This is a genomic window from [Bacillus] caldolyticus, from assembly GCF_003595605.1.
Taxonomy (GTDB): Bacteria; Bacillota; Bacilli; order Bacillales; family Anoxybacillaceae; genus Geobacillus; species Geobacillus thermoleovorans.
The window spans coordinates 251,718-275,296 of sequence record NZ_CP025074.1 but is presented as its reverse complement, the minus strand read 5'-3'; the positions used below and the strand labels follow the sequence as shown (position 1 = coordinate 275,296).

Sequence of the window (23,579 nt, the reverse complement as noted above, 5' to 3'; positions counted from 1 at the left end):
TTTCAATTCACCTTATACAAATAAATCGTCCACGCCGACTCATCGGACGTGAATACACGGTCCAACACGAGTCCATTTTCCGCCGCATTGTCAATCGGAACCGCCGAGAAAATATAGCGGCCGCCCATTTTTTTCAACTGTTCTGTATTCAGCAGCAAGTTCTTCAGCCGTTTTTTCGACTGTTTTGTAAACATATACCGTTTTCCAAGTTCTGCTGTAAAAATATAGCAACGCCCGCCCCATTCGTCAAAATATGTGCGGATCGTTTTGCTTTTTTCCAGTTCACGTTCAATGATTTTGCGGAACTCGTATTTGTATGACAGCGGATAAAAGTTGTTGTACGTATCGAGCGTGTAAAACCCGTTGTATTGGGCGATGGCGGGGTGAATGCCGATGCTGACGACGCGGTAGTCGGACACCGGGAGCCCGATGTATTGCTTGATTTCTTGGAACTGTTTTTCCGCGTAAAATTGCTTCACCGTCGGCTCGTAGCGGAAGACGATTTCTTCGTTAATCAAAAACACCAAGATCACTTGGGCCGCTAGCAGCCGCTTCGCCCACTTTTCTCCTTTTTCGCTGTATTGCCATACGATTTTCAGCGCCAGCGCAAACTGCACATAAATGACAAGCGGGCGCAAAAAATGAAAGCGGGCAAAGTTAAACGTGTCCAAAAAATGAAACCGCTCGGTAAGCGGCAGCCACCCTTTATAAAACCAAAAGGCGTACCACGCCGACAGGGCGAAATTCAGTCCGAATAGGAAAAGAAATAACCGTTCTTGCTTCCATCGTTTTTTCATGAAAACGAGATACAAGGCCATCAACCAGGCCGGCAAAATAAAAAAGGTATGCTCGGTCATGACGTGATGGTGGCCGAGGATAAAGTTTTTCCACGTCAAGCGGACGCAATGCCAAAACGACAACCGGGCATGGAAGTACTCATCCCGGCTTGTCGGCTCGTCTTCCCATAAAAACGAGTACACAAGCCGGTACTCGACAAGCAAATACAACAGCGTCATGTAAGCGATGGAAGTCAAAAAGCGGATGTTCCACCCCTTCCCGCGCAGCACATCCAAAAGCCAAAGAGTGCCCATGGCGGCAAGAAAGAAAAAGAACCCGAGCACAAAGCTGGAATAAAACGGGAGAAGCGTGAGCGCGACGTAATGTTTCCACTCCCCCTCGCCTTTCCGGATGCTCAAAAACGCCCAGAGCGCAAGCGGCATGCCGAGCGTGCTTAACATCCCCGACGGCCAAAACAGCGTCAGCGCAAATGCGAGCGCCACGCCGATGCGAACAGCCATCCAACGCGGCTCGGGCAGGAAATGCGTTTTCAACAACAAATACATGCCCAAAAATGCCACCACCCTTGTGATCGTTTGGCTGAGCGCATAAGCAGTCATCGTGGGAAATAACGCGTGCAGCCAGACGATGCCGGTCAACTCCGAACCGAGGGCATTTCTTGACAACTTGCCGTTGGCGATTTGCGGAATCTTCGCGTCAAGCGGCCCGGTGATTTTTCCGCTTTCGGAGAGCACCTTATACCAAGCGATATTGGAATCCAAATTATCGTGGACGCGAATATGGGCGTTTTCGCCAAGGAGAAAGAGCGGGGACACGTAAAGGGCGATGAGGCAAAGTGCCAAAAGGAAAAGCCATCGTTCTCTTTGTTCGGCCATCGGCATCACGCTCCCGCCATAGCTGTTCTTGGCCATGAAATCCCTATTGAATACGATGTGCAATAAGAAGAAAATTATTCCATTCTTACATGACTGTCCTCAATATTGTGATGCGTTAAAACCATGTGTGAGTAAAATATTTGTGGGTGACATTCCGAAATGATCCCCGACGAGGGTTGCGAACTTTTGTTCGCGACGCTCGTCGGGGCCACCAAGCGAAGCGCGGTAGAAAAAGCAAATGTCGTGAAAAAAGGACTCTCTCCCTGCTATGATGGTGATTGTCAACATCAACCGAAAACAGGAGGGAGAGAGTCCATGAAACATCTTACCACAGAATGGCCTTTATTAAAAGAGCTGGAGGAACAATTAGTCAGAACTCTTCAAAAGGTGTTCGCTGTCTTGTTGGCGGCCCTTTTGGAGGAGATTGATCAACAACTGGCGGAAGCGCGGGACAAGCGCCGGTATCAGCTGAAAGACAAACGGCCGACCACGATCCAAACGCTGTTTGGAGAAGTGACGTTTCGACGGAACTACTACTATGATCGGCAGGCGGGGGCGTATACCTTCTTGCTGGATGCCGAACTGGGCTTTGATGGAGCGCAGTCGATCAGCCCTTGCCTCGAGGAAACGGCGGTCGAGTTGGCCGTAGAGTGCTCTTCCTACCGCAAAGCAGCCCGTACGTTGGAGTCGATCGTGGGGTATGCGGTCCTAAGCCACGAGGCGATTCGCCAACTGGTGCTGGAGGCCCCTGTCTCGCTGCACCACCCTGTTTCCCAACGGCACGGCCGAGTGCTATTTGTGGAGGCGGATGGGCTGTTTATTTCCCGCCAGGGGAAAGGGAAACGGGCGAAAGAAGAGAAAATCCTGGCGGTTCACGAGGGATGGAAACGAAACGGTTCGCAGCTCGAGCTCGTGAACCGGCGCCACTACCTCCATGAAGGGGAGGGAGACGTGTGGGAACGGTTTGAAGAGTGGCTGATGAACGAATATGCCTATGACCCGTGCCGGGACCTTTTGATCATCAACGGCGACGCGGCGTCGTGGATCACAGCCTGCCGGGAGTATTTTGGAAAGCGGGCCTGCTTTCAGCTGGATCGATTTCATGTGGCGCGGGAGCTGCGTCAGTGTCTGTCCGGCCATCCGCGTTGGCGGGAGGTGCGGAAGAAGCTGGCGAAACAAGACGAAGAAGGACTTTTGGTCGAGCTGAACAGCGCGGTCGGCACGTTGGAGGACGAAGCGAAAGAGAAGCAGATGGCTGCCATGATCCGCCGGATCGAGTCGATGCCGGGATGCATCCGGGACTATCGGGAGTGGCTGTCGGAGCAAGGGGTGGAGACGACCGGCATGCGTCCGATGGGCCACGCCGAGAGCGTGATGAGCCGGTTTGCGCATCGGGTGAAATCCCGCCGCAGCTGGAAAGACCAAGGGCTTCGGGCGTTTCTGAGGGCGATGGCAGCCCGAATCGACGGGATCGGGTGGAGAAAGGGACGGTGGGAGGAGCAAGAGCCCCAGTCGGCCGTCTCGGCCTCAACAAAGTCCAAGCGGATCGAACAGGCCAAACGGAAGGCCGGACGGTTATGGGCAGATGTGGTGCGTCAGAATCTACCGTGTCTGCAGCGGTCATCCGGGACGCCGATCCATCAAGCGTTGTCGGCGCTCCGGGATGGTGGTTGGGTGTAAAAAAATGGAATACAATATCATCACCTCAAGATGAGGGATGAGAGTCCGAAAGCGCTTACGATATTAATTCCTGAAAATGGTTCGCTAACTAGTGATTGACAACGCCCGTAGTGAACCGAAAAAATGTTCTCCACAAAGTCTTGACTGACTCTAAAACCATAGCCAAGTTGCACACGCTTTATTTTCCCCTTATCATGGTATACATAAACGAATACATAGAAAGGGGAGCACACCATGCCGAAACAACTCCCTCCCGGCCAATTCGAAACGGAAAAATGGCCGATTTTGCATGAAGGCGATGTGTACCAGTTTGATGAAGCAGCGTGGAATTTCCGATTGTTCGGCGATGTGAAAGAGGAAGTGACGCTGTCGTATCAGGAAGTGATGCGGCTGCCGAAGACGATTTCGACCGTGGATATGCACTGCGTGACGACGTGGTCGAAATTTGACACGACGTTTGAAGGCATCGCTTTCCGCGAGTTTTTGCGCTTCGTCGATCTCGATCCCGATGTGAAATATGTGAAAATTTACGGCTACTTAAACGGCGACCGGTTCGGCTATTCGGCAAACTTGCCGCTTGACGCGCTGATGGGCGACGATGCCTTGTTTGTTTATCGGTGGAAAGACAAGCATCACGACTGGCAGGACATCTCGCCGAAGCACGGCTATCCGCTCCGGTTCATCCCGCCGGCGACATTTTATTTATGGAAAGGGGCGAAATGGGCGTCCGGCATCCGCTTTATGAAAGAAGATGAGCCGGGCTATTGGGAGGAGCGCGGCTATTCGATGACCGCCAATCCGTTTAAAGAAGAGCGGTTTGCCGAGTGGGTGCCGCGGATTCGCTTTTGACAAACGCAAAAAAGCGAGGGAAAAACCCTCGCTTTTTGTTCATCAAGCGGCTTGGCGGGATGCCGCTTGTTTCTCAAGCCAAGCACGAAGACGCCAAAAGAGAAGCTGAAATACGATGGCCGCCATCGCTCCTTTGACGGCGTTAAACGGCAAAATCGCCGATACCACCAACGCCTTCGCTTCCGGTGCGCTCATCTGCGGAGCGCCAAGGAAAAGGGTGTACGCCGGCATAAAGACGTAGTAGTTGAGCACGCTCATGACGAGCGCCATTGTCACTGTTCCCGCCGCCAACCCCAGCAGCAAGCCTTTTTTCGATGCGGCTTTCCCATAAATATAGGAAACCGGCAAAATAAACGCCGCCCCAGCGGTAAAGTTGGCGATTTGGCCGATCGGAACGCCGGTCGCACTGCCGACAAAAACGTAGTTCAACACGTTTTTCAAGAGTTCGACCGCCACGCCGGCGAGCGGGCCGTACAACAGCGCGGCGACAAGCGCCGGGATGTCGCTGAAGTCGACAAGCAAAAAGTTCGGAAACGGCGGCAGCGGAAAGTTGAGCATCATGAGCACATGCGCCATGGCGCCCAACACTCCGATGCCGACAAAGGCGCGGATGGAAATGCGTTTCATGCTTGTTCTCCTCCCCTTCTCGTGATTCATCCTCACAAGAAGAAGGCTGCCGCCGCGAACGCCAACAAAAACTCCCTTAAACCGAACGAGGCTTAAGGGAGAAAAAGGGTGTGCGCAACTAGACGTTCGCATGCGCCAAAACGAACGCCGGCAAACCTTCATCTTCTCCCATCCAGACTATACTGTCGGCTCCGGACTCGCACCGGATCCTGCCTTGCGGCTCGCGGGCTGAGAGGCCAAGCGCCTCATCACCGCCGGTCGGGAATTTCACCCTGCCCCGAAGATGAATCGCTTATACATTTTTATTATTCCGATGAATTTAGTATACAATACCTCTTTTCGTTTGTCTATCATTTTTTCCCATATGTTTTATGTTTGGCGCCTACTCCGCCAACTTGTCAATTCTCCTTTGGAAGCATATCCCCCGGCTCGAGCACCGGCGGATGGACGTCCACCGTATCGGCGTATTTCAGCCCGGTTCCGGTATTTAATACGACGACCGTCTCCCCGTCGCGAATCCAACCGCTCTCGCGCAACGTTCGTGCCGCCGCAAACGCCGCCGCTCCTTCCGGGCAAATGAACGCCCCTTCGAGTTCGGCTGCCGTCCGCTGTTCAGCCAAAATCGCTTCATCGCCAATGGCAACCGCGCAACCGTCCGTCTCATACACCGCCTCAAGAACAAGAAAGTCGCCAAGCGCTTTCGGCACATTGATGCCAAACGCCACTGTATGGGCGTTCGGCCAAAACTCCGATTCACGTTTTTTCTCCTTCCACGCCTTGACGATCGGCGCGCAATGCTCGGCCTGCACAGCGACAAGCCGCGGCATGCGGCCGTCCACCCAGCCGAGCGCCTGCAGTTCTTTGATCGCCTTGTAAATGCCGATCAACCCGACGCCGCCGCCGGTCGGATACAAAATGACATCCGGGAGCTGCCACGAGAACTGTTCGGCGATCTCCAGTCCCATCGTTTTCTTCCCTTCAATCCGGTACGGTTCTTTCAACGTCGACGCATCGTACCATCCGTATTCGCGGATCGCTTTGGCGACGATTTGCCCGGCATCGCTAATGAGGCCGTTGACGAAATACAATTCCGCCCCAGCGATGGCGCATTCCTTTCGCGTCAGTTCCGGTGCATCAACCGGCATGACGACTGTCGCCTGAATGCCCGCCCGCGCCGCGTATAGCGACCATGCCGCGCCGGCGTTGCCGTTTGTCGGCATGGCGAGTCGTTTGACGCCCAATTCCTTTGCTTTCGAAATCCCAACCGCCGCGCCGCGGGCTTTAAACGTCCCGGTCGGAATGACGCCTTCGTCTTTCATATAGAGTGAGTCAATGCCGATATTCCGGCCAAGGCGCGGCATTCGCACAAGCGGAGTCATTCCTTCCCCTAAAGAGACAATATGTTCAGGATGTTTCACCGGCAATAGCTCATGATACCGCCATAAACTCGGTTCTCGCTCCGCAAGTGCCTCCCGCTTCACTTCTTGGCGCATCAACTCCAAATCGTACGCGACCAGAAGCGGCGAACCGCATTCGCAAAGTTGATGGATTTGGTCGACATCGTATGTACGTTCACACTTCGGACAATACAGATGAGACACGTAGCTGAATGACATGGTTTGGCTTCTCCTTTCCATTTGTTTCATCCGCACGAGGCAGGAAGCACCTACTTTCGCGTTTTGGACGAGACACTGGCCTTTTCATTATACCATAACCGTCCTCTGCCACCGGCGCCTGTAATGGCAGCGTCCGTACGCCAACTTTGGGGCATCATAGCGCCAAGTAGGAAATGGTCCCCCCTCTTTTTTACCGTTTGAAGCCGCATATGGTAAAATAAAACGGAAACCGCCTCTTTTTTCTCACTGCATCGGCGGAATGATTCGTTGATCCAGAAAAACTTATACATAAGGAGATGAACCAATGAAACAGGAACTCATCGAACGCTTCATCTGCTACGCGAAAGTCAACACTCAATCCGACCCAAACAGCCATACGTGCCCATCGACTTCGGGACAGTGGGAGCTGGCGAGAATGCTCGTCGAAGAGCTGAAGTCGATCGGGATGGAAGATGTGACGATCGATGACAACGGCTACGTGATGGCGACGTTGCCGGCCAATACGGACAAAAACGTGCCAGTGATTGGCTTTTTGGCTCATATGGACACCGCTCCGGAGTTTACGGGAGCCAACGTCAACCCGCAAATCATCGAACAGTACGACGGCGGGGACATCGTGTTAAACAAAGAACAAGGCATCATCTTGTCGCCAAACGATTTCCCGGAGCTCGCTCACTACCAAGGGCATACGCTCATCACGACCGATGGGACGACGCTGCTTGGCGCCGATGATAAAGCCGGAATCGCCGAAATTATGACCGCGATGAACTATCTCATTCAACACCCGGAAATCAAGCACGGCAAAGTGCGCGTCGCCTTTACGCCGGATGAGGAAATTGGCCGCGGGCCGCATAAATTTGACGTTGCCAAATTCGGCGCCCAATTTGCCTACACGGTCGACGGCGGGCCGCTGGGCGAATTGGAGTATGAAAGCTTTAACGCTGCCGAAGCGAAAATCACGATCAAAGGAAAAAACGTCCATCCGGGCACAGCGAAAGGAAAAATGATCAACTCGATCAAAATCGCCATGGAGTTCGAGCAGCAGTTGCCAGCCGATGAGGCGCCTGAGCATACGGAAGGATATGAAGGGTTTTACCATTTGCTTTCGTTCCAAGGCAGTGTAGAGGAAACGAAGCTTCATTACATCATCCGCGACTTTGACCGCGAACAGTTCGAGGCTCGCAAAGCGAAAATGAAAGAGATCGCGGCTTCGCTTGCGCAAAAATATGGAAACGACCGAATCACTCTCGAAATCAACGACCAATATTACAACATGCGCGAAAAAATCGAGCCGGTGCGCCACATTGTGGACATCGCCCACGAAGCGATGACGAACTTGGGCATTGAACCAAAGGTGAAACCGATCCGCGGCGGTACAGACGGGTCGCAGCTCTCCTACATGGGGCTGCCGACGCCGAACCTTTTCGCCGGCGGCGAAAACTTCCACGGCCGCTACGAATACATTTCCGCCGACAATATGGTGAAAGCGGCCGAAGTGATCGTGGAGATCATCAAGCTGTTCGAGCAAAAAGCATCTTGATCTGCGGAAAAACTCTCTTGAACGATCTTTTTTCGATCGTCCAAGCACAAGCGGCTGCAAGCCCGCCCATTAGGAGTAAAGAAAAGGTGTCCCGAGTCTTTTGGGGACACCTTCTTCATTAGATAAGCGACCGTTCGCCCTTCCATCCTTTTTCCTCGGTCAACACCTGTTACGGAAGCCGGTTGATCCGCCCCTCGATCCGTGCTGAGAACGGTTGCTCAAGACCGCGAATATACGAGACAAGGGCATCCAAATCGACCGGGCCGACCTCGCGGTTTGTCCCATGCGTCAACACCGTGAACCCATCGCCGCCGTCGGCGAGGAAGCTGTTGACTGTCACCGTGTACTCGGCGTCCGGTTTTAGCGGTGTGCCGTCAGGAAGCTGAATGTCAATGACTTTTTCTCCGACCGGCTTGCTGGCGCTCCATGTATAGCGGAGGCCGGAGATTTGCAGCATGCGCGTTTGGGTTGGCTGCCATTGTTGATTCAAAAGCTGGCGGATTTGCGCGCCGGTGAGCGTCATTTTCACGAGCTGGTTGTTGAACGGCTGAACGTTGTACAATTCGCCCCACGTCACTTCGCCTTGTTCAATATCGGCACGAATGCCGCCCGGGTTCATAAAGGCAAAATCGGTTTTCATCGCCGCCCGCTGGGCATCGGCGATCAAATTGCCCAAGGCGGACTCGCCGCTTTCGTTTTGTTCATCGGTGATCGTTTCGGCTGCTGTGCCGACGACTTGATTGACAAGCGGCGCCACTTTCGCTTCATATTTTTCGACGAGGGCACGGATTTCCGGGTCCGGAGTGATGCCGTCATGATAGGTCGTCACGATCTCCGCTTTTTTGGCGACGACGTCTTTCGTACGCGGGTCGATTTTCAAATCGACATCAGAAAACGCCGTGCCGTACGAATACGACTGAACGAGCAGCTTGCCGTCCACAACCGCATTTAAATAGGCATGGTTATGACCGGCGAAAATCACATCGACTTCATCATCGACATTTTTGGCGATATCGACAATTTCCCCGCTTGCGTTTGTCCCATCCGGATTGGATACGCCTGGGTTATGGGCGAGAACGACGATCGTTTGCACCCCTTTTTTCTTCAGTTCCCGGACCGCTTTGTTAATCGCTGTTGCTTCATCGATGAACTTGACTCCCGCGACGCCGCTTGGCGTCACAATCGTTGGTGTTTCCGTGAGCGTGACGCCGATCAATCCGATCGGCATGCCGTTGACCCGCTTAATCACATATGGCGGGAGAATCGGCTTTCCCGTTTGCGCATCAACGACGTTGGCGCTCACGTACGGAAAATCTGCTCCGGCGAAATCGCCGGTCGCCGGGTGATATCCGCCATGGATCAAGCGGAGCATTTCCGCTACTCCTTCATCAAACTCATGGTTGCCAAGGGTGCCGACGTCAAAGCCGAGCTTATTGAGCACTTCGATCGTCGGCTCGTCCTCTAGCAGCGCCGATACCGGCGGGCTGGCGCCAACCGCATCGCCGGCATGGACGAGCAGCGTATTTTTGTTTTCCGCCTCCCGCTGTTTCAAATAAGCGGCTAAATAATCAGCCCGTCCAACTTCCCGCCCGCCGACTTTTCTCGTCACATTCAACTGGCCGTGGAAGTCGTTAATGCCTAACAGCTGCACCTCAATATAACGGTGCGAAGAAGCAGGCGGCTTCCCCTTGCTTTTCCCGTTCCCTGCCGCCCCAACTGGAGCCGCGGCCAGCACCGCTGCAGCAGCCAATGCGGATAGCACCCGTCTTCCCCATCGTTTGGAATTCTTCATTCCCGGTTCCCCTTTCTCTCGCCTTCTCGTTCACTCCCATTATATCCTTGCGAGTCAGTACAATGATAGAGCAGAAAGGATGATTTCTCGTAAATATTTTGTAAATTCACAACTGACTGTTGAGAACAACAGAAACAAAAAAGACCGCCCGATAGAGTCTGTTGAACGTATCTCTTCGGACAGCCTTTCTTTTTTAGCTCGATGGACAGCCTGCCGTGGGGCGGGTGTTCCCAAGAATCTCCCACCTCGAAGCACAAGCGTAGGTGGGAGAGCGTTCAACCGACCGCGTTTTTCTTGTTTAACGGAGCAACGCGAATGCCGGTCGTCTCCTCAAAATCGTACAACCCGCCCGGGAGATCGGCAAACCGCTCGAGTTCATTGTAAGCCGGAATGCCGTGGTACGCCATATCGAGACCTTCTTCTTCCTCACGCTCTGTCGCCCGGAGCCCGACCGTGCTGTCGCACACATTCGCGATGAGCGCACCGCTGACGAAGCCCCAAACGATGACTGTCAACGCGCCAAGCAGTTGGGTGATGAACAACGACGCATGACCGGTCGTTTTCCGGCCGGATGATCGCTTCAATTTTTTTCATGTTTCCCGCCGCCCCCCTCAACCGTTTCTTGTGTAATAAAATATAACGTATTTATGTTAAAAATTATAACAATTAAAAGAGATGTGTCAAGTATGAGGACAAAGTTTTTTTGCGCGCCGCCTATCGGGCATAACTCGAAGGAAAGCGGATCGGCAGGGTGTCCATCCAAACGACTGATCGCCGTTATCCGTTCTAACTCACATTTCGCACCCTCCCAACGAAAATCGGGAGGATTTTTTCGTTCCGATGTCGAATGAATCCTTGACACACAAGGAAAGTGAAGGAGTTTTTCTCTCATGAACGTTCAAGTCAAAAAGGTCTATCGTAATGATTATTTGAATATAATAAGTGCCCTATTCAAGAAACTGGGCCTGCCCCAATTGATTGACCATCTCGTTCCCGTTGATCCACAGTGCCAGACTCGAGTCAGCGATGCCGTTCAGGCCATCATCTACAATCTGTTTGACGGCCGGCAAGCCCTCGTTCACGTGGAACGATGGGCTCAGGAGATCGATCTAGAGAAACTCATCCGTCCCGGTCTCCATCCTTCCTGGTTGAACGACGATGCCTTGGCTCGTCATCTCGACCGCTTGTATGAGGCCGACATTCACAAGGTGATCAGCACTTGCTTGATTCACATTTATCGCAAAGAAGGCCTTTCCCTCCGAGCCTTTCACGCCGATACGACGGACAAGACGGTTTACGGCGCGTATGAATCGGCCTCATTAGAGGCTTTGCAGATCACACATGGCTATAACCGCCATCATCGTTGGCAAAAACAGATCGGCTTCGGACTGGTCGGCAACGAGGACGGCATCCCGTTTTACGGCGATGTGCACGACGGCAACCTGCCTGACAAAACGTGGAATCCGGAGGTGCTGTCCCGTGTCCACGAACAGCTCAAACAAGCCAAGATGGAAGACGAATGGATTTACGTGGCCGATTCCGCCGCGATGACAAAAGACACTCTGGCGCAAACCAAAGCGGCCAACGCCTTTTTGATCACCCGAGGCCCTTCGTCGCTTCGGATCGTGAAACGGGCATTAGCGGAGGCCGATTCGCCTCACATCCCGTGGAGCGAACCCTTTACCCTGGCGGAGAGAAACGGCGCCACGTACCGGGTATGGGAAACATCCTCCACCTATGAAGGCCACCCCGTTCGGCTGATCGTCGTCGAATCGAGTGCGCTCGACCAGCGAAAAGGAAAGACGCTCGAAAAAGAACGAACCAAAGAAGCGGAGCTTCTTCGCGAGGAACAAGCCCATTGGGAGCGCCACCCTTTCTCCTGCCGGGAAGATGCCGAACAAGCCTTGGCGTCCCTCAAGGCGTCCCTTCGCCCCCGGTTTCATCGGGTTGAGGCCGCGGTCGAAGAGATCGTACGCCCGAAAAAACGGCGCGGACGGCCGAAAAAAGGGGCGGAACCCGAGGTGGAGACGCTGTATTTCTTGCACCTTGACGTCGAATTCGACCAAGACGCGTGGGAACAGGCGAGACGGAAAGCGTCCCGGTTTGTCCTTGTCACGACCGTTCCGAAGGAATGGAAGGGCCAACCCATGGATGCCCAAGAGATCTTGAAGCTGTATAAAGGGCAGATCTCGGTGGAAATGAACTTCGCTTTTTTGAAAGATCCGTTTTTCACGGATGAGATTTACGTCAAAAAACCAGAACGGGTCGCAGTATTAGGCTATTTGTTTCTGTTGGCCTTGGCTATTTACCGCGTTTTTCAGCGCCGAGTGCGTCAGTTTATTACTCCAGAACACCCGTTGAAGGGTCCTGGAGGCCGCAAGCTGACCCGGCCGACGGGACAGGCGATTTTTCAGCTGTTTCAATATGTGAACGTCGTCCTGTTCAAGCTGCCGGATGGGCGCATCCAACGCTCACTGGATCGCTCCCTTACCCCTGATCAGCGAAGGATTCTGCAGGGGTTGGGGCTGGATGAGAGCATTTACGTGTAACGTCATACGGAACGACCAGCGATGGTAAAAAAAGGATTGCCATCGCTCGTTGTGTTGGTCAAAAAGTTATTCTGAAAAACTAAATAAAAAATCCTTTGTTTTGACCTTGTTAGGGTGCGAAATGTGAGTTCTAACACAAAAAAGGTGTTCCGCAAACGATCGGAACACCTTTTTCATCGTATTGTCATTCGACGCTATGCCACGCGAAACGGCCATGAACGTCAAGCCCTTCTCCTTGTTAGATCGTCTCCTTCCCGCGCACGCCGTTGATCGAATAGCTCGCTGTAATGGCGGCATTTAACGAATGGGAAACGGAACAATATTTTTCTTTTGACAACCGAATGGCGCGGACGACCTTGTCTTCCGGCAAATCGCCTTCGAGCGCGTAATGAATATGAATCTCTGTAAACCGCTTTGGGTGGTCATCGGCGCGCGTTCCTTCGACTTCCATCGAAAACGCGCGGACATCAAGCCGCATTTTCCGCAAGATCAAAACGATGTCAATGCCGGTGCAGCCGGCTAAGGCGTGAAGCAAAAGCTCCATCGGCCGAGCGCCTGAATCGTTGCCGCCGACGTCTTTCGCGGCGTCGATCGGAATCACCACACCGGAAGCGCTTTGGCCGCTGAATGACATGTTTCCGTTCCATACAACCGTCGTTTTCATCATGGTCGCTCCTTTCTCATCTGTCCGGGGTCGGACGGACTTTCCGACAGCCCGTTTCTTCTTTTCAGTTTAGCGGCTATGTCCTTGAAATGCAAAATTCCTGTCTACCGTTTTCGCTCATGCATGTTAAAATAGAAACATGCACAAACTTGTTGAGTAAAGGGTGTTTGATTCGATGACCGCACTCATTTTGCTTCTTGCTTATCTTCTCGGCTCGATTCCGTTTGGCCTTCTTGTCGGGAAAATCGGCTACGGGATCGACATCCGCGAACACGGGAGCGGCAATCTTGGGGGAACAAACACGTTCCGCGTGCTTGGGGCGAAAGCGGGAACGATCGTCATTGTCGGCGATATGCTAAAAGGGACGCTGGCGGCGAGCTTGCCGATGCTTTTTTCCGTCCCCGTGCATCCGCTTTTGGCCGGGGCGATCGCCGTAGTCGGCCATATGTATCCGGTGTTCGCCAAATTCCGCGGCGGCAAGGCGGTGGCGACATCGGGCGGGGTGATGCTGTTTTATTCGCCGTTGTTCTTTTTGTCGCTCATCGCCGTGTTTCTTGTCGTCTTGGCTGTTTCACGCTACGTCTCCCTGTCATCGATGGCCGCGGCGCTGTATGCGGTCGTGTACACCGTCTTTTTCACGGACGACATTCCATTGACGGTGGCGGTGTTGTTGCTGGCTTCGTTTATCTTTTATCGTCATCGCGCCAACATTCAACGCATCTTGAACAAAACGGAGCCAAAAGTGAAATGGCCAGGCAAACGCTCATGACGACGGACGGAGAAAGGAGTTTGCTGCGTTGAGATTGCCGGAAGCATTTGTCGCGAAAATGAAGAAGCTGCTTGATGAAGAAGCAGACGAGTTTTTCGCTGTTTATGAAAACGAAAAAATCAACGGCTTGCGCGTCAATCCGTTGAAAACCGACCCGGGCGCATGGGCAAAAACGGCGCCCTTTTCCCTTTCCCCGGTGCCGTTTTGCCCGACCGGGTTTTATTATGAGCCGGACCAACAGCCGGGAAAGCATCCGTACCATGCGGCCGGCCTGTATTACATTCAAGAACCGAGCGCGATGGCGGTCGCCGAAGCGCTGCGTCCCGCCCCTGGGGAGAGGGTGCTTGACTTGTGCGCCGCCCCTGGCGGGAAAACGACCCAGCTTGGAGCGATGATGGAAAACAAAGGGCTGCTTGTCGCCAACGAAATCCACCCGAAACGGGTCAAAGCGCTCGCAGAGAACGTCGAACGGTTCGGCTTGACGAACACCGTTGTCGTCAATGAAACTCCCGAGGCGCTTGCCGAGCAGTTTCCGGGCTTTTTTGACAAAATTTTAGTCGACGCCCCCTGTTCCGGCGAAGGCATGTTTCGCAAGGATGAAGAGGCCGCTTCGTTTTGGAGCCCGGCTTATGTGGAAGAATGTGCGGCCAGACAGCGGCGCATTTTGGAAAGCGCCTATGCGATGCTGAAAGAAGGCGGCATTCTCGTCTATTCCACGTGCACGTTCTCTCCGGAGGAAAACGAACAAACGATTGAATGGCTGCTTGAGACGTACGAGGATTTGCAGTTGTTGCCCATTGCGAAAATCGGCGGCATCGAGCCAGGGCGGCCGGAGTGGACGAAAACCAATCGATCCGATCTCGTACACACCGCCCGCCTTTGGCCGCACCGTCTGAAAGGGGAAGGGCATTTTGTCGCCAAACTGCAAAAACAGCGGCCCACCTCACCTTGGCGAGGGCGGTGGGCGAAATCGAGCGCGCCAAAAGCCGCGATCCGCCTGTATCGCCAGTTTGAACAAGAGGCATTGCGGACAGAGCGAGACGGCACGTTCGTGTCATTTGGCGCCCATTTGACTGTGTTGCCCGAGCGTTGCCCGGATTTGTCCGGTTTGAAAATCGTCCGCGCCGGGTTGCACTTAGGGGATGTGAAAAAAGAGCGGTTTGAGCCGAACCATGCCCTTGCCTTGGCGTTGCGGACAGAGGAAGCGAAACATGTGCTTGACCTATCGAGCGCGAGCCGCGAAATCGTCCAATATTGGCGCGGCGAGACGCTTTCCACCGGCGGCGACCGCGGTTGGCTGCTTGTGGCCGTGGATGGATTTCCGTTCGCCTGGGGGAAAGAAGTGAAAGGAACGGTGAAAAACTTTTATCCAAAAGGGCTGCGCCTCGTCTAAAACGTCGGAAAAGCAGATGGCAAAGGAGCTCCCAATCGCAAAAAAGGGGCTGACCCAAAACGCGGGTGCGTTTTAGGTCAGCCCTTTTTTACTGGTGCTGCTTCGTCGGAATTGTTAAGGTAAACACGATCTCATCGGCGGCCAAATCGATTTTTTTTGCCGCCACTTGATAGCCGTTGCCAAAGCGAATGTCCGTGAGCGCGACGTAGACGCGGGTGTGCTCCGGGTCAATCGCCACTTCATCCGGCAGCGGGGCGTGCTTTTGCAAGTAGCGAAGCACATACGTCACTGGCAGCTTCCAGTCGCCGAGCGAAATCGTCGGCTCCGTGAGCTCGACATTCCCTCCTTTGATTACTTTGGGCACAAACGAGACGACAAGTTCGACCGAGCGGCCTAAAATGGGGATTTCGCTTGAAACATAGACGCGATCGGCGAGCCAAACGCGGTATTGCAGCGGATGGCCTTTCGTTTTTTCTGCCAAATAGTCGTTCATGACGGCGTTCAAATGCTCCTTCTTCGAGTATACTGTAAACGAAGCTCCCTCCACATTTGGGCGCGCCGGCCGCTTCACCGGTGAAGTGGGTTCGAACAGCCAGGCGACAGTCCAAACAAGAACCGCGGCGTTGACAGCCGCCAACATCCAAAACGCTCGTTTCCAATTCATTGCAGCAATCTCCCTATCCACCATTCTTTTCGTTCCTTTAACGCTTCATACACCCGTATGGCCATCTGTTCGTATCCTGCGGCATTCGGATGAAACTCATCGCGGTAGAGCAAATCATCGCGGTCAGCAAAAATGTCTTGGATATCGACAAAAATCGTTCGCTCATACCGTGAAAGCACTGCCAGGCTGGCGCTGTTCCACTCAGCGATGACATCATCGATTTCCGGAATGTTCGGCAACGTGCTCGAAAACGGGTTGTATAAGCCGACGAGCACAACGACGGCATCGGGGTTCACCGTGCGCAATGATAGAATGAGATGGTCCAATCGAGAGGCAAATGCCTTTGCCTCTTTCACAAACCGTTCGTGCGACAAATCAAAAAAATGTGAACGGACGACATTCATCACATCATTGCCGCCGATCGTGACAAGGACGAGATCCGCTTGGCTGATTTCCCTTTCATGCGCCTTGATGACTGGCTTGAGCTCCACAATGCGCCGGCCGCGTTTCCCGAAATTCGCTACGGTGACTGTCCGCACCCCGTCTTCTGCCGAAAGGAGCGGGACAAGGCGGCCGACATACCCGCCTTTCCTTTCGCCGTCCCCCACTCCTTCCGTCAACGAATCGCCTAAAGCGACCAAATGTATATCTTTCGGAAGCGGCTTTGCTTCCGTCTGCTTGACGGCGGCTTCATGCGGGCGCTCCGGCTTTCCGCCCGCCGAAAGCGACACGCATCCGGCGAGCAGCCAGCAGCACAACAACCATCCCCACCGTCTCATTGTTTGACACCTGCCTTTTGCCGCAACAAGGGGAAAGACGAAAAGAAGGCAAAAAGGCGGTAGCCGTTTTTGCCTCATTGCGACGACTGCACGATTTTGATATGCTCTAAAATCGTTTCGTACGGCACATCTTGCACGCCGCTGTACGTCTGAACCACTTTTCCGTCTGGCCCGACCAAATAAAAACTGGTGCCATGCACGACTTGGTCGTCATTGGCCGGCTTTTGCACGATCGTTTTAAAGCTTTTTTGCGCCAACTCGCTGATCTCGGCCGGGCTGTATCCAGTCAGCAAATGCCAGTTTGCTAGATCATCTGTAAATTGCTTCGCATACGCCGCCAGTTTTTCCGGCGTGTCGACTTCCGGGTCGACGCTGAAGGAGACAAACTCGACATCCAGTCCTTCTTTCTTTGCCATTTGTTTTAATTTCGCCATATGGGCCGTCATCGGCGGACAAACCGTTTCGCAATTTGTAAAAATAAAATCGGCGACCCACACTTTTCCTTTCAAGTCGCGAAGTCCAAACGGCTGACCAGACTGATCGACAAACGTAAAGTCCTCAACCGGCCAGTTTTTGGCGTCCGGAATCGTTTTTCCGCACGCCGCCAGCAAAAGAACAACGAGAAAAAGTGCGATTCGTTTCCACATCGATAGGTCCTTCCTTTTCGACCAAAATATGTTGATGCCGCCAATAACGGCGTTTATTCATCAAGCGGCGCTTCCTCGGCGTAGTACATGAGCGCCAGCGCCCCGGGACCGGTGTGAATGGAAATGACTGGCGTTGTTTCAACGATGTCAATCGGCGAATAGCCGATGATGTCTGTCACCGCTTCCTTGAGCCGCTCCGCCCACCGAGGAGCATCGGCATGGGCGATGGCGATTTTCTCTACCCGTTTGGCCCCTTGTTCCTCGACAAGACGGCCTGCCAAATGGGACACCGCTTGCGAAAAGCTGCGAACCTGGGCAACCGGCGTATACAGCCCGTCAACCAGAGCGGCGATCGGCTTAATACGCAAAAGCGAACCGATGAGCGCTTTGCCGCGGCCTATGCGGCCGCCTTTCATCAAATGCTCAAGCGTATCAAGCACAACATACAGCCGCGTGCAACGGCGTATTTCGTCAAGCCGCCGGATGATATCGGCGACGCTTCTGCCCGCCTTGGCCAAACGTGCTGCTTCGAGCACTTGAAACCCCAACGCACAGGAAATAAATTGTGAATCCACGACGGTGACCGCTGCCTCTGTCAAAGCGGCCGCATGCTCAGCCGAACGGACCGTGCCGCTCAGCTCGCCGGCCATATGGATCGATATGATCTCGCTTCCGTCCGCCCCGAGCCGGTCATAGACAGCTAGAAACTCACCGACCGACGGTTGCGAGCTTTTCGGCAGTTCACGCGCTGCCTTCATCTTCGCCATAAACTGCCCTGGTGTGATCGTCACCCGGTCGATAAACGCCTCCCCATCCACTGTCAAATGAAGCGGAACGACTTCAACGCCGTGCTCGGCAAGCACCGCCGCCGGCACATCGACCGTTGAGTCGGTTACAATTTTGATTGATTTCATTCGTTCACTCCTAATACTGATGATCTCGTTTCCATTATATAATGAAACCGGCGAAAATCCCACCAAAAAAAAAGTTGTTTTGCCGCCAAGGGCAAAACAACAACAGTCATGCATTATGCTTTAACGCCGTTTCTTTAAAGATCTGTTCATATACAGGCCATTTCAGCACTTTCTTCAAATGTTCGCGGAACGAATACACAGAACGGCTCGTTCTCGATCGGTACACCTTTGCAATAAACGCCTCCAAGCGCAGTTGGATCATGAATCGGTATGTGTTCTCTTCCTCCAATACAGGAATTTCGATAATCTTGACCTTCTGTCCATATGCGTTTTTGAACTCGAGGCTTTTGAATAGCAAAATATCAATCCTCTTTTTCACCGATTTACTTTTATTATACACCAATCCGGTGAAAAAGTATGTCGGAATGCGGCGAATTTGTTCCGACTTTTTTCGTCAAATCAATAGATGGAACAAGTTCGGGTCTTTGTTGACCTCTTGGAACGGGAAGCCTTTTTTCTTCATCCGCTCGATGAGCGGCGCGTAGTCTTCGCGCCGTTTCAGCTCGATGCCCACAAGCGCCGGTCCGCTTTCTTTGTTGTTTTTCTTCGTGTATTCAAACCGGGTGATGTCATCCGTCGGCCCAAGCACTTCATCCAAAAACTCACGCAACGCCCCAGCCCGCTGCGGGAAGTTGACGATGAAATAGTGCTGCAGTCCTTCGTAAATCATCGAGCGCTCTTTGATTTCCTGCATCCGGTCGATGTCGTTGTTGCCGCCGCTCACCACGCAAACGACCGTCTTGCCGCGGATTTGTTCCTTGTAAAAATCAAGCGCAGCGATCGGCAGCGCCCCTGCCGGTTCAGCGACAATGGCGTTTTCGTTGTACAGCTCCAAAATCGTCGTGCATACTTTTCCTTCTGGAACGACGACGATGTCATCAAGCACCCCGCGGCATAAGGCGAATGTCTTTTCCCCGACCGTCTTGACGGCAGCGCCGTCAACGAACTTGTCGATTTCATCGAGCGTCACCACATGTCCGCGCTCGAGCGCCGCTTTCATCGATGGGGCGCCAGCCGGCTCGACCCCGATGACTTTGGTGGACGGAGAAATGCTTTTCACATACGTCCCTAGTCCGGCCATCAATCCCCCGCCGCCGATGCTGGCGAACAAAAAGTCGATCGGTTCATCACAGTCGTTTAACACCTCGACGCCAATCGTCCCCTGTCCGGCAATGACGTATTCATCATCAAACGGATGGATGAACGTCCGCCCTTCCGCCTCGGCGCACTTCACCGCTTCGTTGTATGAATCGTCAAACGTGTCGCCGACAAGCACGATCTCGACCATGTCTTTGCCAAACAGCTGCACTTGCGACACTTTTTGCCGAGGCGTCGTCGCCGGCATATAAATTTTCCCGTGCACGCCAAGCGCCCGGCATGAATAGGCCACCCCTTGGGCATGGTTGCCGGCGCTGGCGCATACCACCCCGTTTCTCCGCTCCTCATCGGTTAAATGCTTCATCCGGTTGTACGCCCCGCGCAACTTAAACGAACGCACGACTTGCAAATCCTCGCGCTTTAAGTAGACATTGCACTCGTAGCGCTCGGATAACAGCGGATTTTTTTGCAGCGGCGTATGGAAAACAACATCCTTCAGCGTATGATACGCGATCAAAATGTCCTCGACGTATACCGCCCCTTGCTTCCGTTTCAGCTGTTGTTCCATGCTCTCGTTCCCTTTCTTTTCTAAGTTGTCTTTGATTTGTAGATTATATCACAAATCCGCAAAAAGAAAAGGGAATTTTCGAAAAGTTTTTGAGTGAAGATGGGCTGGCTCGCGATCATCGCGATTATCCCGCTTTACCGGACGCTTCCGCCGACCGGATTCACGCTTTTGGACTGACGCCATCCGATGAGCGCCGTCCTTCCTGCTCGAAACCTCTCTCTAGCCGTCCTGCCAGACGGCAACGCGGCGAATTGTGCAGCATATGTACAGCGAACTACTTCTTCATGCGCAAGCGGACAGAAAAAACGACCGGCGCTATGCCCGGTCGTCCTCTTTTTTGAACTCTTCTTCCTCGGCAAATTCCGTCGCCCATCTTCCTTCATCATACCAGCGGTGCGCTTCTTCCCGTCTTGCTTCTTCGTGCACATGGTTTTCCATATACAAATGGAAAAACGCTTCAACCGCCCCGATCGCCAAGGCGCTGAAAAACGCGCCGTATGCCATGTTGACGGACGGGGCAATGAGGGCAAAGCTGACCGGCCAAATAAGCAAAAAGGAAAGCGGCACGTCAAGAGCGGCAGCGACAAAATGGCCGACGCGCGGCAACACGAACAGATCGCCGATCATATAAGAAACAAGCGCCGTCACGATCGTCATGAGTGAAATCAAGGAAAGCGGGGCATCGAAGATCGTAAACATCGAAAACAAGACGACGCTCCAAGCAGCGAGCTTGACGACAAACGGAACGATATGTTTCATCGTCTTCCTCCATTTCCATTGTGGTTCTATTGATTATCGTTCCTTTTTCGCCCCGCTTCTATGCAGAAACACGTTTTCAAAATGTTCCGATCTCAAACAAAAAGACGCCCCGTTTTTGGGGGCGTCTCGCAAACGTTTCGTACGCCAACGACAAACGCATATCCATGCCCGTGTCCCATCTATTTCGCCTTTTTCCGCTCATAAATGATAAAGGCGTGTTCATACGGATTCTTTTCATCTTTCCCTCCTGGCGTATAGGAAACGATTTCCCATTCATCGTCAGAAATGGGCGGATAAAACGTATCGCCGGGGAAGGAAGCAAAAATTTTTGTCACATACAGCCGGTCGACAATCGGCATCGTCGCCCGAAACAGTTCGGCCCCGCCGATGATAAACACTTCATCAGCGCGCGATGCGATCCATTGCTTGACTTCCTCGAGCGAATGAAGCACAAGGCAGCCTTCCGGGCGAAACGAACGGTTGCGCGTGACGACGATGTTTTCCCGGCCGGGAAGCGGCCGGCCGATCGCTTCAAACGTCTTGCGCCCCATCACGATGGCATGGCCCATTGTCACCCGTTTAAAATACGCCAAATCGGCCGGCAAATGCCAAGGCAAGCGGTTGTCTTTGCCGATCACCCGGTTTTCATCCATTGCCACAATGTGCGAAATCATCGCGTCCTCTCCTTTACACAGCCACCGGTGCTTTAATCGTCGGATGCGGGTTGTAGCCGACAATTTCAAAATCGTCGTATTCGTAATCGAAAATGGACGGCGGCTTCCGTTTGATCACGAGCTTCGGCAGCGGGCGCGGCTCGCGCGTCAGCTGCAGTTTCGCCTGTTCGAGATGGTTTTTGTACAAATGGACATCACCGCCGGTGAAAATGAGTTCGCCGACATCGAGATCGCATTGCTGGGCGATCATATGCGTCAACAGCGCGTAGCTGGCAATGTTAAACGGCAGCCCTAAAAACGTATCAACGGAGCGCTGCTGCCACATGCACGACAACCGACCGTTCGCGACATAAAACTGAAAGGCATAATGGCACGGCGGCAGCTTCATCTCGTCCAATTCCGCTACATTCCAAGCGCTCACCAGCAGCCGGCGTGAATGCGGATTTCGTTTGATCTCTTCGACAACCCATGCGATCTGGTCGATGGTTTTCCCGTCTGCTCCCTTCCACGAGCGCCATTGCGCGCCGTAAATCGGGCCGAGATCGCCGTTTTCGTCCGCCCACTCGTCCCAAATCGTCACGCCATTCTCCTGCAAATAGCGGACGTTCGTATCGCCTTTTAAAAACCAAAGCAGTTCATAAATGATGGAGCGGATATGCAATTTTTTCGTTGTCACGAGCGGAAATCCATCTTGTAAGTTGAAGCGGAGCTGGCGGCCGAACACCGACAGCGTGCCGACGCCCGTTCGGTCTTCTTTTTCGACGCCGTTTTCCAAAATATCCTCCAAAAGCTGTAAATATTGCCGCAATGTCCTCACCTCACGCTCTATCATACCATAAAGCAACACATGGTGAACCATTTGTCCATAAAAAAACGAGCCTTTTACGAGGCCCGCTCCGCCAATCCACGGATGAATGCGTATGTGTTCGGCGCTGCCGCCCGCAGCGTGTGCCGCGTCTTGTCGCTTGCATAATAATAGGCAAACGACTCGGCAAAATACTCTTCTGGATAGGTCAAAAAATAAGATTCGCCAGGAAAAAGCCGCGGCGCCTCCTCCCGCCAAATCGCTTGAAATTCGTCCGTTTCATGAATGCGGTCAAATACGATGTAATCGAGCGAATGAGCAAACTCATGCAGCTCCAAATTGACCGAGCCGTGTCCTTTCCCTTTTTCGCTATGGCCGAGACGGACGAGCACCAAATGCGACCCGCCGATGCCCGGCACGTCATCCCATGTTTTGGATCCCGGCGCATAGCCGCGCGGGGTTTTCCCACGCAAGTGGCGAGCTGTCGGTTCATTCGTAATAGGGCCTGTCAACAGCTGAATGTAAATATGATGAGCAGCCGCCTGCTCTAAAATGCTGCGATCCATGCGGGCAAGCGTCTGAATGGTCTTGTTCGCCTCCGCAGCGGGAAACGCTGTCTCGGGCACGATCACAATGCGGCCGAGCACGTCACGGGACGGAATGTCCCGAAGATCAAGGCCGCTTTCTTGAAGCAGCACGCCGTGGGCGGCCGGGTACGGCGAAAGCGATAGAAGCGGAATCGCGAACAGCGCTGCCAACAAACTAGTCCACAATCGTTTCATGGTGTTCCCCCGCTTCTTTTATTCTATGAAAATGATATCATAGAACGAAGCAGGGAAAAACGCGCAAAATCAGGAAAGAACCGCAAGCGGTTTATGTGCGCCAATTCGGCGGCGTATTTTTGGACCAGTAGATTTTCCCGAGTTCATAGTGAGCTTGAAAGCCATCATCGCAAGTATGATAGTGAAATTGAAACCAGTACCCGTCCTGCGGCGGGTGTTCGCGGCGGACGTGAAAGCGGACGAGATCTTCTCCTGTGTCCATGCGATACAAATGGAAAATGCGTTCCCCTTGCCCGCCGGACGGATTTTCCGATACGGCCAAATAACGGAGCTCTTCTTCCGGACAGCGTTCAGCCAGCCCGGCAATCACCTCTTCGATGCGCGGCAAGATGACGGTGCGAAATTCATCTTCAATAACCGGGGCGATTTTGCGGCCGAACTTTTCGTACGACTGCGCCACTGCCTTTTCCATCGTCTCTTCGATAAACTGTTCACGAGTTAACGAAACAGAAACAGCTTCCGCCGCATGGTCTGCTTGGGAATGCTTCCAATCGGGAGACGGGGCGTCATCTGACGGCGGCTCTTTGGCCGCGAGCAGCGAAGCGGGCGGTGTGACGAGTCCAAACGTGCAGACGGTAATGGCGGCAACAAGCGTTTTTCGAAGCCAAGACGGCAGC

The 23,579-nt window shown here is 53.3% G+C and carries 23 protein-coding genes and 1 riboswitch; of the genes, 6 read left to right on the top strand and 17 right to left on the bottom strand.

Features of this window, described 5'->3' with window-relative positions:
• Positions 1-2 precede the first annotated feature (2 nt).
• Positions 3-1,673, bottom strand: a complete 1,671-nt coding sequence (locus tag CWI35_RS01425; protein WP_119877997.1) for a DUF6044 family protein — start codon at positions 1,671-1,673, stop codon at positions 3-5.
• A gap of 315 nt (positions 1,674-1,988) precedes the next feature.
• On the opposite strand from CWI35_RS01425, the gene CWI35_RS01420 reads away from it, so the two are divergent.
• Positions 1,989-3,353 carry an ISLre2 family transposase gene (locus tag CWI35_RS01420; protein ID WP_119877350.1) on the top strand — a complete coding sequence of 455 codons (1,365 nt, stop codon included), beginning with the start codon at positions 1,989-1,991 and terminating at the stop codon, positions 3,351-3,353.
• Between the two features lie 234 nt (positions 3,354-3,587).
• Positions 3,588-4,202 carry a sulfite oxidase-like oxidoreductase gene (locus CWI35_RS01410; protein WP_119877420.1) on the top strand — a complete coding sequence of 205 codons (615 nt, stop codon included), beginning with the start codon at positions 3,588-3,590 and terminating at the stop codon, positions 4,200-4,202.
• Between the two features lie 42 nt (positions 4,203-4,244).
• Here CWI35_RS01410 and CWI35_RS01405 read toward each other — a convergent pair whose 3' ends face one another.
• Positions 4,245-4,829 (bottom strand): ECF transporter S component, encoded by a 585-nt coding sequence (locus CWI35_RS01405; protein WP_011231252.1) that lies wholly within the window; start codon positions 4,827-4,829, stop codon positions 4,245-4,247.
• A gap of 156 nt (positions 4,830-4,985) precedes the next feature.
• Positions 4,986-5,118, bottom strand: a riboswitch (FMN riboswitch).
• Positions 5,119-5,227: 109 nt separating this feature from the next.
• Positions 5,228-6,445: a threonine synthase gene (locus tag CWI35_RS01400; RefSeq protein ID WP_119877418.1), complete on the bottom strand. Its 1,218-nt coding sequence runs from the start codon at positions 6,443-6,445 to the stop codon at positions 5,228-5,230.
• Positions 6,446-6,749: 304 nt separating this feature from the next.
• Here CWI35_RS01400 and pepT point away from each other — a divergent pair, with 304 nt between their 5' ends.
• Entirely contained in the window at positions 6,750-7,985 is a 1,236-nt protein-coding gene (gene pepT / locus CWI35_RS01390) for a peptidase T (RefSeq protein WP_119877416.1), read from the top strand.
• A gap of 169 nt (positions 7,986-8,154) precedes the next feature.
• Here the strand turns inward: pepT and CWI35_RS01385 are convergent, their stop codons facing one another.
• Both CWI35_RS01385 and CWI35_RS01380 read right to left on the bottom strand, forming a co-directional pair.
• Complete coding sequence (locus tag CWI35_RS01385; protein WP_011231255.1) at positions 8,155-9,777, bottom strand: bifunctional metallophosphatase/5'-nucleotidase; 1,623 nt, start codon at positions 9,775-9,777, stop codon at positions 8,155-8,157.
• A 275-nt stretch (positions 9,778-10,052) separates the two neighbouring features.
• On the bottom strand, positions 10,053-10,361 hold the full coding sequence (locus tag CWI35_RS01380; RefSeq protein ID WP_020279617.1) for an ammonium transporter: 309 nt from the start codon (positions 10,359-10,361) through the stop codon (positions 10,053-10,055).
• Positions 10,362-10,667: 306 nt separating this feature from the next.
• Here CWI35_RS01380 and CWI35_RS01370 point away from each other — a divergent pair, with 306 nt between their 5' ends.
• Positions 10,668-12,326 carry an IS1634 family transposase gene (locus CWI35_RS01370; protein ID WP_011229657.1) on the top strand — a complete coding sequence of 553 codons (1,659 nt, stop codon included), beginning with the start codon at positions 10,668-10,670 and terminating at the stop codon, positions 12,324-12,326.
• Positions 12,327-12,564: 238 nt separating this feature from the next.
• Here the strand turns inward: CWI35_RS01370 and CWI35_RS01360 are convergent, their stop codons facing one another.
• Positions 12,565-12,990 carry an OsmC family protein gene (locus CWI35_RS01360; protein ID WP_011231257.1) on the bottom strand — a complete coding sequence of 142 codons (426 nt, stop codon included), beginning with the start codon at positions 12,988-12,990 and terminating at the stop codon, positions 12,565-12,567.
• Between the two features lie 175 nt (positions 12,991-13,165).
• Here CWI35_RS01360 and plsY point away from each other — a divergent pair, with 175 nt between their 5' ends.
• Both plsY and CWI35_RS01350 read left to right on the top strand, forming a co-directional pair.
• Positions 13,166-13,759 (top strand): glycerol-3-phosphate 1-O-acyltransferase PlsY, encoded by a 594-nt coding sequence (gene plsY / locus CWI35_RS01355; protein ID WP_011231258.1) that lies wholly within the window; start codon positions 13,166-13,168, stop codon positions 13,757-13,759.
• Between the two features lie 28 nt (positions 13,760-13,787).
• Complete coding sequence (locus CWI35_RS01350; protein WP_119877414.1) at positions 13,788-15,152, top strand: RsmF rRNA methyltransferase first C-terminal domain-containing protein; 1,365 nt, start codon at positions 13,788-13,790, stop codon at positions 15,150-15,152.
• A gap of 88 nt (positions 15,153-15,240) precedes the next feature.
• Here CWI35_RS01350 and CWI35_RS01345 read toward each other — a convergent pair whose 3' ends face one another.
• From CWI35_RS01345 to CWI35_RS01295, 11 genes are all read right to left on the bottom strand, one after another.
• Entirely contained in the window at positions 15,241-15,816 is a 576-nt protein-coding gene (locus CWI35_RS01345; protein ID WP_011231260.1) for a YpmS family protein, read from the bottom strand.
• On the bottom strand, positions 15,813-16,595 hold the full coding sequence (locus CWI35_RS01340; RefSeq protein ID WP_119877413.1) for an SGNH/GDSL hydrolase family protein: 783 nt from the start codon (positions 16,593-16,595) through the stop codon (positions 15,813-15,815). Before CWI35_RS01340 ends, CWI35_RS01345 begins: the two co-directional genes overlap by 4 nt.
• 74 nt (positions 16,596-16,669) lie before the next feature.
• Positions 16,670-17,242, bottom strand: a complete 573-nt coding sequence (locus tag CWI35_RS01335; RefSeq protein ID WP_011231262.1) for an SCO family protein — start codon at positions 17,240-17,242, stop codon at positions 16,670-16,672.
• Between the two features lie 53 nt (positions 17,243-17,295).
• Positions 17,296-18,156, bottom strand: coding sequence for a DegV family protein (locus CWI35_RS01330; RefSeq protein ID WP_094238712.1), 861 nt, complete (start codon positions 18,154-18,156; stop codon positions 17,296-17,298).
• A 106-nt stretch (positions 18,157-18,262) separates the two neighbouring features.
• Positions 18,263-18,514 (bottom strand): YpmP family protein, encoded by a 252-nt coding sequence (locus tag CWI35_RS01325; RefSeq protein WP_015374891.1) that lies wholly within the window; start codon positions 18,512-18,514, stop codon positions 18,263-18,265.
• 96 nt (positions 18,515-18,610) lie between these two features.
• Entirely contained in the window at positions 18,611-19,882 is a 1,272-nt protein-coding gene (gene ilvA / locus CWI35_RS01320; protein ID WP_068896152.1) for a threonine ammonia-lyase IlvA, read from the bottom strand.
• Between the two features lie 315 nt (positions 19,883-20,197).
• Positions 20,198-20,641 carry a YndM family protein gene (locus CWI35_RS01315; protein WP_011231266.1) on the bottom strand — a complete coding sequence of 148 codons (444 nt, stop codon included), beginning with the start codon at positions 20,639-20,641 and terminating at the stop codon, positions 20,198-20,200.
• Positions 20,642-20,820: 179 nt separating this feature from the next.
• On the bottom strand, positions 20,821-21,315 hold the full coding sequence (locus tag CWI35_RS01310; RefSeq protein ID WP_062898623.1) for a dihydrofolate reductase: 495 nt from the start codon (positions 21,313-21,315) through the stop codon (positions 20,821-20,823).
• A gap of 13 nt (positions 21,316-21,328) precedes the next feature.
• The gene (thyA, locus tag CWI35_RS01305) at positions 21,329-22,123 is read right to left on the bottom strand and encodes a thymidylate synthase (protein ID WP_062898624.1); all 795 of its coding nucleotides are present in this window, start codon (positions 22,121-22,123) and stop codon (positions 21,329-21,331) included.
• Positions 22,124-22,197: 74 nt separating this feature from the next.
• On the bottom strand, positions 22,198-22,902 hold the full coding sequence (locus tag CWI35_RS01300; RefSeq protein ID WP_062898625.1) for an anthrax toxin lethal factor-related metalloendopeptidase: 705 nt from the start codon (positions 22,900-22,902) through the stop codon (positions 22,198-22,200).
• A gap of 91 nt (positions 22,903-22,993) precedes the next feature.
• Positions 22,994-23,578: a YpjP family protein gene (locus CWI35_RS01295; protein WP_171698259.1), complete on the bottom strand. Its 585-nt coding sequence runs from the start codon at positions 23,576-23,578 to the stop codon at positions 22,994-22,996.
• Position 23,579 lies beyond the last annotated feature (1 nt).